This window comes from Paraneptunicella aestuarii (assembly GCF_019900845.1).
Classification (GTDB): Bacteria; Pseudomonadota; Gammaproteobacteria; order Enterobacterales; family Alteromonadaceae; genus Paraneptunicella; species Paraneptunicella aestuarii.
This window is the reverse complement of sequence record NZ_CP074570.1, coordinates 401,035-413,295: the sequence shown is the minus strand read 5'-3', so window position 1 is coordinate 413,295 and position 12,261 is coordinate 401,035. Positions and strand designations below refer to the sequence as shown.

The 12,261-nt window shown below is 44.0% G+C and carries 9 protein-coding genes; 4 read left to right on the top strand and 5 right to left on the bottom strand.

All coding sequences use genetic code 11. The annotated features are described in order from the left end of the window. Window positions 1-18: 18 nt before the first annotated feature. Window positions 19-429, bottom strand: coding sequence for a DUF3293 domain-containing protein (locus KIH87_RS01730; protein WP_232359819.1), 411 nt, complete (start codon window positions 427-429; stop codon window positions 19-21). Between the two features lie 185 nt (window positions 430-614). On the opposite strand from KIH87_RS01730, the gene KIH87_RS01725 reads away from it, so the two are divergent. Both KIH87_RS01725 and arcA read left to right on the top strand, forming a co-directional pair. Next, entirely contained in the window at window positions 615-2,258 is a 1,644-nt protein-coding gene (locus KIH87_RS01725; RefSeq protein ID WP_232359818.1) for a sensor histidine kinase, read from the top strand. A 298-nt stretch (window positions 2,259-2,556) separates the two neighbouring features. After that, window positions 2,557-3,261, top strand: a complete 705-nt coding sequence (gene arcA, locus KIH87_RS01720) for a two-component system response regulator ArcA (protein ID WP_232359817.1) — start codon at window positions 2,557-2,559, stop codon at window positions 3,259-3,261. 83 nt (window positions 3,262-3,344) lie between these two features. Here arcA and pmbA read toward each other — a convergent pair whose 3' ends face one another. After that, window positions 3,345-4,679 carry a metalloprotease PmbA gene (gene pmbA, locus KIH87_RS01715; protein ID WP_232359816.1) on the bottom strand — a complete coding sequence of 445 codons (1,335 nt, stop codon included), beginning with the start codon at window positions 4,677-4,679 and terminating at the stop codon, window positions 3,345-3,347. 84 nt (window positions 4,680-4,763) lie between these two features. On the opposite strand from pmbA, the gene yjgA reads away from it, so the two are divergent. Both yjgA and KIH87_RS01705 read left to right on the top strand, forming a co-directional pair. After that, window positions 4,764-5,282: a ribosome biogenesis factor YjgA gene (gene yjgA / locus KIH87_RS01710; RefSeq protein ID WP_232359815.1), complete on the top strand. Its 519-nt coding sequence runs from the start codon at window positions 4,764-4,766 to the stop codon at window positions 5,280-5,282. 2 nt (window positions 5,283-5,284) lie between these two features. Continuing rightward, window positions 5,285-7,804, top strand: coding sequence for an Ig-like domain-containing protein (locus KIH87_RS01705; RefSeq protein WP_232359814.1), 2,520 nt, complete (start codon window positions 5,285-5,287; stop codon window positions 7,802-7,804). A 155-nt stretch (window positions 7,805-7,959) separates the two neighbouring features. Here the strand turns inward: KIH87_RS01705 and KIH87_RS01700 are convergent, their stop codons facing one another. The 3 genes from KIH87_RS01700 to KIH87_RS01690 all read right to left on the bottom strand — a co-directional run bounded on the left by KIH87_RS01700 (window position 7,960) and on the right by KIH87_RS01690 (window position 12,226). Further along, window positions 7,960-9,651, bottom strand: coding sequence for a methyl-accepting chemotaxis protein (locus KIH87_RS01700; protein WP_232359813.1), 1,692 nt, complete (start codon window positions 9,649-9,651; stop codon window positions 7,960-7,962). A 300-nt stretch (window positions 9,652-9,951) separates the two neighbouring features. Then, window positions 9,952-11,406 carry a metalloprotease TldD gene (gene tldD / locus KIH87_RS01695; RefSeq protein ID WP_232359812.1) on the bottom strand — a complete coding sequence of 485 codons (1,455 nt, stop codon included), beginning with the start codon at window positions 11,404-11,406 and terminating at the stop codon, window positions 9,952-9,954. Beyond that, the gene (locus KIH87_RS01690; RefSeq protein WP_232359811.1) at window positions 11,399-12,226 is read right to left on the bottom strand and encodes a carbon-nitrogen hydrolase family protein; all 828 of its coding nucleotides are present in this window, start codon (window positions 12,224-12,226) and stop codon (window positions 11,399-11,401) included. The genes tldD and KIH87_RS01690 overlap by 8 nt, the downstream gene beginning before the upstream one ends. Between the last annotated feature and the right edge of the window lie 35 nt (window positions 12,227-12,261).

Sequence of the window (12,261 nt, the reverse complement as noted above, 5' to 3'; positions counted from 1 at the left end):
TTTCATTAGGGTTGTAGCTTAGGGCAACGTCACCAAATAGTCTTTAAACCATCCCATATCCGTTTCTGCCATGCCATTCAAAAGACAAGGAACCAGCCATAATCGCCCCTCTTGTGTCACATAATAAAATCCATTTTGCTGCCATTGCTTAGCCAGCTGCATTGCCTTTTCTCTGGATACCTGTATCGCAAAGCTGAGTTCCTGATAACTTAAATCGCGGCTACAACCCGAGATCTCACAAACCAACCCGGTGTTTCTCAACAATTGTTGTTTCAGCTTCTCATGAGCAGATTTATTCTCATCTTCGGTTAATTGCTTACCATGCGGATTAAACGCGGTAATAATGGCAAAAGCGCCATCTGTCAGCTCTGCCTCATGCCAATAAAAAACGATTTTCTGATAGATTTTCCAAAGTTCTGAATCGGTCATTTTTGGATATTTAACCTAAACTCTTTAAACGATAGTTCCTGACGATAAATTTCAAGTAGGTAATACATTATTAAATTCACTTATTTATCTTACTCTGTTTCATTTTGTTCCAGATTATATCAATATGTCTGCTTTGCACTGTTAATCGCCGAAGGCCAAAATGAAAGGGGTAGTAGATAGAACCCATGTCTAAAATGCGTTCTTTCTCCATTAAAAGATTATTCGTCTGGGTTGTGATGGGTATAGCTTCGCTTGCCTTGATTTTAACATCCGGCATTTTCTTTTATTCTCAAATGACTACCTATAAACAACACCTTCTGGAAAGAGCCACCACCCTTACTGTCATGTTAGGCATAAACGCTCGGCAAGGTGTACTCAATGGCGATAAGATTGCTGAAACAGAAAAACTCAACGTTTTAAACGCCGCTCACTACGTTCTTAATGCCCATATTTACTACGTTGAAGACAATGGCGAAATCAGCTTTTTTGCCAGTTATAACCGTGCGGGGCAACCTCCAATACAGGCGATGTACGAACGAGTTCAAGAACTCCACAATCCTGTCATGGATGAAAACAATACCATTGAAGTCATACGTCCTATCACAGATGAAGGTAATGTTATCGCTTACATCTATGTTCGAATGTCAGGCGAATCACTACATAATCTGCAAATTAATTCAGCCATTATCATGCTGTTGGTTATTGCCACAGTATTAACCATCTGTCTCTTTATCACCTTGCGCTTACAGCGCATGGTCACAGATCCAATAGAAAACCTTGTACAAGTTGTTCACATCATCGCGCAACGCAAGGACTATTCACAGCGAGCCAAGAAAACCCAGGTAAGAGAGTTAGATATTCTGATCCGGGCTTTCAATATCATGATTGGCCGAATTCAGGATCACATTCAGGCTCAAAAAGAGGCAGAAGAAGAGTATCGTAATTTAGCGACCAATCTGGAAGAAACTGTTAATCAACGTACTCAAGCGCTGAAAGAAGCCAACCAGGAACTCATTCAAACGCTAGAGAAACTGCATCAGTTCCAACGCCAAATGGTCGAAAACGAGAAAATGGCATCTTTGGGCGATATGGTTGCTGGTGTTGCGCATGAAGTAAATACGCCAATTGGTCTTGGCGTTACGGCATCTACCATGATGTTGGACAGGTTAGCAAAAATTAAAGAAGACTTTGAGAACAAATCACTAAAGGCAAGCAGCCTGGAGAAGTTCATTACCGAGGGTGAAGAAAACCTCAATATCATTTATCGCAATTTAAACCGCTCAGCAGAACTGATATCCAGCTTCAAACAGGTTGCTGTCGATCAATCATCAGAGATAGACCGAGTATTCCTGTTTCCACAATTAATGGATGAAGTATTACTCTCTCTCAAACCAAGGCTTAAGATGCTCAAACATCAAATTCATTTTGAATGCGCCTTGGATAAACCCATCGAAACGAAAGCCGGGCCACTAAATCAGATCTTAATCAACCTGATTATGAACTCGGTCATACATGGCTTTGAAGACATCGAGCAAGGTAATATCAATATCACCGTTGCTCTGAATGAAAATCATGAGCTGCAAATTAACTATAAAGATGATGGCAGAGGCATTTCGGAGACAATACGCAAACGCATATTTGACCCGTTTGTTACAACCAAGCGCGGACAAGGCGGTAGTGGCTTGGGAATGCACCTGGTGTACAATTTGGTCACTCAGGCTCTTAACGGCACAATTACTATCAATAGTGAAGAAGGCGAAGGGGTTGAGTTTGTTATTACGTTCCCGATCCATGTCGTGGAGCCGGAAAAGAAACTGAACCGGATATAAAAGCAGAAAGCCGCGCAAAAGAAGCTGGAATTTGCTATAACGAAATTCAAATCATTTAACCTGAGTGAACGCTTGAAATTTCACAGTATTACCTCATATCAGGTGGTTGAATTAGCAAAATTTTTTGGATTACTTAAACGAGTCGCCTACTCTTAAGATAATTCAGGCAAAAAGCCGACCAGGGAAGCCAATGTCAGCTTAAAAAGTTATATCGCTACATAGTTGCAAGCAAAAGTAGCAAGATAACCACAGTAAAGATTGTAGACACCAATAATAGACGAGAAGAAAGGTGAGTATTATGCAAACTCCAAACGTGCTCATTGTGGAAGATGAGGTTGTAACACGTACCACATTACGTAGCCTGTTTGAAGCAGAAGGCTATACAGTACATGAAGCCGAGAATGGCGAAGAAATGCACGACATTTTCGAGAATCATAATATTAGCCTCGTCATTATGGATATTAATCTGCCTGGTAAAAACGGGCTTATCCTTGCGCGTGAAGTCAGAGACAAGAAAAGCGTCGGGCTCATATTCCTGACAGGCCGTGATAACGACGTTGATCGTATTTTGGGATTAGAAATTGGTGCCGACGATTATCTAACCAAGCCTTTCAATCCAAGAGAATTAACCATTCGTGCTCGCAACTTGCTGTCGCGCACATTACATAGCAACGATGATGAAGATCTTCCCAGCAAAGTCAGCTTTAACGGCTGGGTGTTGGATGGAGACAGCCGTAGCCTGATTTCTCCATCAGGTACAGAGTTCCGCTTGCCGCGTAGCGAATTTAGAGCGTTACACCTTTTCTTGAGCAACCCAGGCAAGATCCTGACCAGAGAACAGTTAATCCAGGAAATGACTGGACGTGAATTACGCTCTAACGACAGAACCGTAGACGTCACTATTCGCCGTATACGTAAACATTTCGAATCTCACCCTTCTGGTACAGATTTGATTGTAACCATTCACGGTGAAGGCTACCGTTTTTGCGGATCAGTCGATTAATTGATTCGACGATCTGAAAAATCGATTCTAGACACTAAAAAGGAGCACATTAAGTGCTCCTTTTTTATGGACTTAAATTTCTACTAATTTCCGGCAATCGCCATATTACCAAGCAAAATAGACCCCGTCTGAACACTGCCTCTGGTTTCAGGAACAGCGCCAATGGCTTGAATATCTAAAAGCATATCCTTCAAGTTCCCGGCTATCGTAATTTCATGAACCGGATACTGAATCTGTCCGTTCTCAACCCAGAAGCCAGCTGCGCCACGAGAGTAATCACCCGTGACCGTATTAACACCGTGTCCCATGAGCTCAGTCACCAGTACACCTTTGTCCATCATGCGCAATAACTCTTCGTCACTCTGTCCGGTGTCTTGAATCAACCAGTTATGAATACCACCAGCATGCCCATTGGTTTGCATACCCAAACGGCGACCAGAATAGCTGGTTAACAAGTAATGATTCAAAATACCACCAGTGACAATATCCATGTCCTCTGTGCGCACGCCTTCATTGTCGAACGAACTACTCGCCAAACCTTTTTTGATCAACGGTCGCTCATAGATGTTCATCCAGTCAGGCAACACTTTTGTTCCCAAGCTATCCATCAAAAAAGAAGATTTACGGTATAAGCTGCCACCGCTAATGGCGCTGATAAAATGCCCAAACAGGCTGGATGCCAACTCACGATGAAACAGAACCGGTACATTCATTGTGTTTAACTTGCGACCACCCAATCGACTCAAAGCATTTTTGGCTGACTCAACACCCACTTCGGCTGGCGTTTTCAAACCCGCAAAATCACGCGCAACGGTATAGGCATAGTCACGCTGCATTTCACCGTTTTCCTGAGCGATCATCACACAATTAAGACTATATCGACTACTCGGAAAACCTACGTTAACACCATGACTATTACCATAAACCCGAGCACCTACGTTCATATTGTAAGAACTACCGTCAGAGTTCTTAATTCGGTCAGGGTCAACTTCAAAAGCCGCTTGCTCTGCCGCAATCGCTAACTGCACACCTTGTTGTGTGTCCATTTCCTGAGGATAGTAAAGTTCCAGATCAATTGGATTTTCTATCATCATTTCGGCATCAGCCAAACCGGTATACTTGTCTTCATTGGTATACTTGGCAATTTGAATGGCTTTTTCGACCGTCAAAGCCAAGCCGTCTTTGCTCAAATCGGCCGTAGATGCACTCCCTTTTCGGGATCCCACATAAACACTGATGCCTAATCCACCATCATTGTTAAATTCGATGGTTTCTACTTCTTGCATACGTGTACTGACAGAAATTCCCTGCACTTTGCTCATACTCGCTTCAGCCTGAGTCGCCCCTTTTGCTTTCGCCATGGCTAAAACTTCAGCAACAATGCTCTGGATTTCCGGTATTTGTTTGTCCACCTGCATAAATCTATGTTTCTCGCTATTATAAGGCACTGGCTATGGTTACAATCTTATCATTAAAACCTAAAAGGTGGATGTTGAATTACTATGAGTTTCGATGAAGAACACGACGAACTTAACGAAGAGTTAAAAAGCAAGAGCCAACTAAAACGAGAAATGCACGCTATTCAGAAGATTGGGGAAGAACTGGTTAACCTGGGTAGTGCAGCGTTAGCGAAAATTCCTCTTGATGAAGAATTAAGCAAGGCGATTATTTTAGCGCGCGATATCAATAAGAAAAAAGAAGGCTATCGTCGCCAACTGCAATTTATTGGCAAGTTACTTCGTAGCCGCGATTTAGATCCAATCAATGACGCATTAAACAAATTGAAGAACCATCATCAACTTGCCAATGTGCGTTTTCACAAATTGGAAATTCTGCGAGATAAACTTTTATCTGAAGGTGATTCGGCCATTCAAGCTACACTTGAAGAGCACCCTGGTCTGGAAAGACAAAAGCTTAGACAGTTTTTACGTCAGGCCAAGAAAGAACAAGAGCAGGGAAAACCGCCTACAGCAGCAAGAGAGTTGTTTAAATATTTACGATCGGAATTAGATAAGGAATAACAATGAAAAGACTGTCAGTCTTATTATTCGGCGCACTAGGCATTTTCAGCCTGACCGGATGTGGTGGTGGAACCTCGGGAGCAAATGGTTCGGATCCTTTTAATGGTGGTGGTGATACTCCCCCCGTTGTTGCGCTTGAACTGAATATTTTAAACAGTCAGTGCCAAGAAGTGGTCACAGCCAGCTTCGACGCAGATGAGAGCCTATGTGTTAGAGCCACACTCACCAGTGACAACGCAGCACTGAACAATGAAGTGGTCAATTTTGCGACAGCTTCTCAATTAGGAGGCTTATCCACTGCTACCGCATTAACGAATAGCAGTGGCATTGCAGAAGTCAGGATCACCAATCCCAATTTGGAGATTGGGGCAACAACCTTAACCGCGACCTATGGTGAGCTGACAGACAGCGCAAGCTATGAATATATCTCCCTGCCCTTTACAGAAGACCCAAATCCCCAATTAGATATCAATATTTATAAAAATGGCGAGCCTGTAAGTCGTTTTAAAGCAGGCGAAGAAGTGCAGCTACAGGCCAAGCTCCTGAACTCTAACAACGAACCTGTAATGGATTCTATTGTTAGCTTTTCAGTATCAGGAAACGGCCCAACCTTAACACCAGACTCAGGGTTAACCAACGCTAATGGTATTACTCAAGTCACCTTGGAAACAGCCTCGACAGACTTAGGAGCCTTTACCGCACAAGCTAATGTGACAGTGAACAACCTATCAATTAGCGATGCCATTAATTTTGAAATTCAAGCAGCAGACACCATTGTTGATGAAGGCGAAACCTTGTTTGGCTATATCAATAACAATGGACAGTTTGTTGAAGGCAGCATTGGTTCAACGGCTGAAAACAGCGACGGTAATGTCATTATCAGCGCAGGCGCGACAGCAGGCTTTTCAGTTGCATTGGTTAATGAAACCGGGCAACGAATTCAAACACCCACCCCTGTTAGTTTCACCTCCAATTGTGTCAGCAGTGGACAAGCAACCATTGATGCCGTTGTGACAACCATCAACGGTGTCGCATCTGCCACTTATGAAGACATTAGCTGTGCAGGTAGTACCGGCAATTCCGACCAGGTTATTGCCTCAGTTGTGATCAACAACACCACTTTCACCATCAACCGCGCCCTTACCATTCAGCCAGAAGGAATAGGTTCAATTTCATTTGTTTCCGCCGCACCTAGTGAAATTGTTTTGCAAGGCACTGGCGGGCAAAACAGCCAATCAATATCTACTCTAACCTTTCAGGTAAATGGTGAACTTGGGAATCCGTTAGCACAGCAGGAAGTCAGTTTCGCTTTAAACACCAGTACCGGTGGATTAAGTATTGAGCCCCTCTCAGGTTTAACGAATTCACAGGGTCAGGTAAGCACTCGAGTCAGTGCTGGTAACGTACCAACTGCAGTGCGAGTAACGGCGAGTACCGAGGGCGCTGACGGAGAAATTATCCGCACGCAGTCAGATTTGTTATCTGTCAACACAGGTCTGCCCGATCAAAACAGTTTCAGCTTATCTTCCTCTCTATTAAACGCAGAAGCCTTCAATGTTGATGGCACAACAGCAATCATTGTAGCCAGATTAGCGGACAGCTTTAACAACCCCGTACCTAACGGCACAACCGTCAGCTTTACAACCGAAGGTGGAACGATAGAACCTAGCTGTGTTACAGGAGAAGATGCCAATGGGGATATTGACCCCACATTACCAAATACCGGTACATGTAGCGTTACCTGGACATCTTCAAACCCTCGCCCCAGTGATCACCGCATCACTATTTTGGCAACAGCCATAGGGCATGAAACGCTCATTGACTCCAATGGTAACAATATCTTTGACGACAATGATGGCGGCCCCATCTCGGATGGAAACGACAATGGATTAGCCGTATCAACACCAGCTCAAACAGGTTTTGTGGATCATTCAGAAGCCTGGCGTGACGATAATGAAAACGGCGTAAAAGATCCATCGGAACTCTTTATTGACTACAACAGTGACCTCACATTCAACGAAGCCGACGGTTTGTTTAATGGGCCTCAGTGTCAATCAGCTACACTTTGCGGTCAGGAAGAAGGCACAACCTTACATGTGCGTAAATCTCTAGTGATAGTGATGAGTAGCTCATCGGCTTATTGGAGAGTGTATAACGGTGATGTTGGTAACATTAATAATGTGGTCTTTGATAATGATCCCGATATTAATTCACCAAACAAGTTAACGCTCGCAAATGGCGAAACCTCCGATCTTACACTGGTTTACTATGATACCGCAGAGCAAGTCATGCCCTCTGGTACAGAAGTAGGCATTATTAACACTCAAACAGGTAACGTTGAACTGATTATTGACAGGGTATCTAACTCTACACGTCGCGAAGATTCAAGAGTCCCTGGAAGTACAACGACTCTGGATAATATTACCAATACAACCCCGGGTGAGGTGCAGTACCGATATCGCATCCAAACCCCAAGAGGAAATCAAACAGAAGTGAGTTTTAAGGTCACTTTGGATCCCTAGTCCCCTCACGGATAGAAACACTATCACTTAAGCCCTGAACTTATTTCAGGGCTTTTTGTATTTTTCAGCGCTTGGGGAGAGGCTGACATTCACCAGCATGGCGAATAGAGAAATTAGCCCCTCCCCTTGAAGGAGAAGGTTGATGCGAGTATGCACTACTTCATCTTATCTTCACGCGCTGCATAGCCAATCCGAATGGCTCCCCAATGCTTATTGTTCAAATAAATAGGTGCAGACAAGTCATGGAATGTTTGCCCTGTATCTCGCGTATAGGTAATCAGCAAAAACGGCTTTGTGCTTTGACAAACCCGCACAGCAAACGGATCTTTAAAAATACGTTTGGTGCGGTTATTAATCATGTCTTTCTCGTAATCGCCCGTTAATGGCTGAGAAAACTTCTTATTGTGCGTAGGAGAATAGCCATCTCTTGCCAACGCCGCCGCGTAAATTAAATCGGGAAAATCCGCTAAAGCCTTTTCCTGGATACCGGGGAAAACTCTGTCGGTATAATCATCGTAGGCACTGTGATACTTGGGTGGATCCGTATTGGGGATCCGTTTGTAATTTTGGTCAAATAGCTTTTGCTCGGTAATTTCACCATTGGCAATCGCGCGGTTAAATTCGCGCTCGAAGGCTCTGGATAAATCGAACAAAATGCCTTTCATACGATCATGAACCGTATCCAGATTAAAAGGGGATAGGTATTCGTATATGTTTTCAGCTACTTTGGCCAAAAACGCAGCCTGATCTTTTGAAACCTGTGCCTTTTTTTCGGTTTCTTCTAACGTTTCCTGAATATGATGAATAGAACTGGAAATTTCGCTGGTGGCAGCAATATGCGACTCCAACGATTCAGCAATATGTTGAATCTTATATTCTGACTGCCCCGCCTTATCGATAATACTCTCAAAGGTACTATTGATTTCATTGGTGGTAGACACTGCCTGGTTAACATTCCCCGACAGTTCTTGCATAATTTTTACAGAACTCAGGGTGCCTTTTTCCATTTCATCCAGCATATGGCTAATATCACTGGTCGCTGCCGTAGTCTTGGTTGCCAGCTGCCTGACTTCATCAGCTACGACCGCAAAACCTCTTCCATGCTCTCCGGCACGAGCGGCTTCAATGGCTGCGTTCAGAGCCAATAAGTTAGTTTGCTCTGCAACATTGTTTACAACTTGGGTAATACCCTGAATTTGTTCAGACATCTTCTTCAATGAAGCAATCTGTTCAGAAGTAACAGCTACGTTGTCGCTGACTTTATTGATTTCACTAATGGTACGCCTTAACACTTCCTGCCCCTTGGCACAGTTCTCGCGTGTATCACTGGCAGCCTGCATGGCTTCTTTAGCGCTCACGCCAACATGATCTGAAGTCTGATTAATTTCCTCTGCCGCTGCGGCGATTTGAGTCACCATTCTGACCTGATCATTAATAGTCACCTTTAAACCATCAACGAAATGGGACACCTTGGCCGCGCCAACAGACAGAGTGTCTCCATCCTTCACAAGATTTTGAGCTGCCGTAGAAAAACTACTCAGGCAATTTCGAGCAGATGCCATCATTGGCGCATAAACGCCAGCAGACCGTTCTTTGTCCTGACTATAAGGTTTAAAGTCTTGAAACCCTTGTAACATCACTGGTGCAACTTCAGATAAAGGCTTCAGGAAGCGGCTATAGATAGGTATTAAGCTAATACATAAGCCGAGTATCACACTAACAACACCGACCATCCATCCGGGAGAATCATCCAGAACAAATCCAACCAGACCACCAGCTGACACAGCTATGACCGCAATAATTACCACTGTTGGGAGAATTCCAATGCTCTTATTTTCTTCAGCCATCACAAACTTAGCTAACCTGCAAGACATGATTTCAGTATAAGACAAGAATTCACATTGATCCGGTCTAATTAACGGGATATTGATATAGGTTCAGAACAATTAAGAATAGGTAATAAATTTACCGTTGAATATTAAAGAAGTGAAAATGATCAGAAACCCTGAGATTTCATAAAAACCACAAAATAAAAACCATAAATGGCTGAGATAAAGGTCGGATACAAAAAGCCACCTGACATAAAGGTGGCTTTTGAAATAATCAGGCTCTAGAGCCTGTTAATCTTTGGTGTATGATTTAAAAATCTAGGCTGTGCCACCAACCGTCAGCTCATCCACTTTAACGGTAGGTTGACCAATACCAACAGGAATACTCTGACCATCTTTACCACAAATGCCAACACCGGGATCCATCTTTAAGTCATTTCCCAACATGGAAATTTTCTGCATCACTTCCGGCCCGTTACCAATCAAGGTCGCTCCTTTAACTGGCGCGGTGATCTTGCCATTTTCAATCAGGTAAGCTTCAGCGGTAGAAAACACGAATTTACCGGACGTAATATCAACCTGACCACCACCAAAATTAGGCGCATAAATGCCCTTTTTCACACTGGCGATAATCTCTTCCGGCTCATACTCTCCAGGTAGCATGTACGTCGTTGTCATTCTGGGCATAGGTAAATGCGCATAAGACTCCCTACGTCCATTTCCAGTGACTTTGGTTCCCATCAGACGAGCATTCATCTTGTCCTGCATGTAGCCTTTAAGCACACCATTTTCGATCAGAACATTGTACTGCCCAGGTGTACCTTCATCGTCGATGTTAACTGAGCCCCGATTAGCTCCAATAGTTCCGTCATCAACAACGGTGCAGCCCTTAGCCGCCACTTGCTGACCGATGCGTCCGCTGAATGTGGAAGCACCTTTACGGTTAAAATCACCTTCCAAACCATGACCAACCGCTTCATGTAACAGTACGCCCGGCCAGCCATTGCCAAGCACAACAGGCATAACGCCCGCAGGTGCATCAACGGCTTCCAGATTCACATTCGCGACATGCAAGGCTTCATCAGCCAAAGTTTGATAACGTGGCACACCACCAATCAGCTCTTGAAAGAACTGATATCCTGTACGCCCACCAGCTCCAGCACTACCTCTTTCTCGCTTGCCATTACGCTCAATAACCACTGAACAATTCAAACGTGTCAAAGGACGAACATCTGTACTATAGGTGCCATCAGTTGCCGCCACCAACACTTCTTCATAGACGCCTGTCAGGCTAACAACCACCTGAATAGCATCCTTTTCTTTATTACGAATATAAGCATCAACTGCACGAAGCATTTGGATTTTGTCATTTTCCACCATACCCAATAGTGGATTATCTTGCCCGTAGTGCTTTGTTGCAGGCTCCTGTGCATGTTTACCTGCGAAAGGCTTCACTTTATGCTGCCCGCCCAAACGAGCAATGCTCCGAGCCGCCTTCGCAGACTCTTCCAATGCCTGTCGAGTAATAACATCGGAATAGGCGAATCCCGTCTTCTCTCCACTTACCGCTCGAACGCCGACACCGCGTTCAATGTTATAACTACCTTCACGAATGATACCGTCTTCCAACACCCAAACCTCGTGCTGGCTAGACTGGAAAAACAAATCCGCAAAATCGGTGTCATGCTGATAGATTAAACCCAGAATGTCTTGCAGATCAGAAGACTGCAATCCAGACTCCTGAATAAGATGTTGTTCAACGAAATTAGACAAGTTCACTCCTAAAGCGATTTTGCTTGGTAATTGGCATATTCTGGCGCAACTCTTCCAAGTGTTTAAAATCCATCGGAGCGGAAACACATCCAGCCCCTTCACGGATCTCAGTTAATAGTTCACCCCATCCTGAATAAATGCAGGAATGGCCATAGGTACGACGCCCATTCAAGTGTTCACCGCCTTGATTTGCCGCAACCACATAACATTGTTTTTCTATGCTACGAGCTTGCAAAAGAGGATGCCAGTGAGCTCGACCGGTCTTTTGAGTAAACGCAGCAGGCAAAGCCAACACATCAATTTCCCCCATTGCCTGGAAAAGGCCAGGAAAACGAAGATCATAACAGACCGCGACACCCAAGCGACCAAACGGCGTATTTTCAACAACCGTGACTTTTTCTCCTGGTCGGGTATAGCGAGATTCAAGATAGGAACCGGTATTGTCTCCAACCTGAACATCAAACATATGAATCTTTTGATAATCGGCTCTTACCACTCCTTGATCATCAAACACAAAGCAATTAGCCGAATAACGTTTGGGATCATCAGGAATCAATGTCGGCATAGTGCCAGCCACTATCCAGACACCATAGGTTTTTGCCATTTTGGATAATGCATTCTGGATTTTTCCATTCCCAACCGGTTCTGCTATTTCAAGCAATGACGCATCTGAAGCACCAAAACTGGCAACACACTCAGGTAAAACAACCAAAGTCGGCACATCAACTTTCATGGTTTTTAAAATAGCTTCGATTTGCGCCAGATTCTCTTCCGGATCCGGCACAGACACTAACTGCATTGCGGCAAGTCTTGCATCCATTAGCATTCTCTATCTAGGTTGGAAGGATAGTGTAA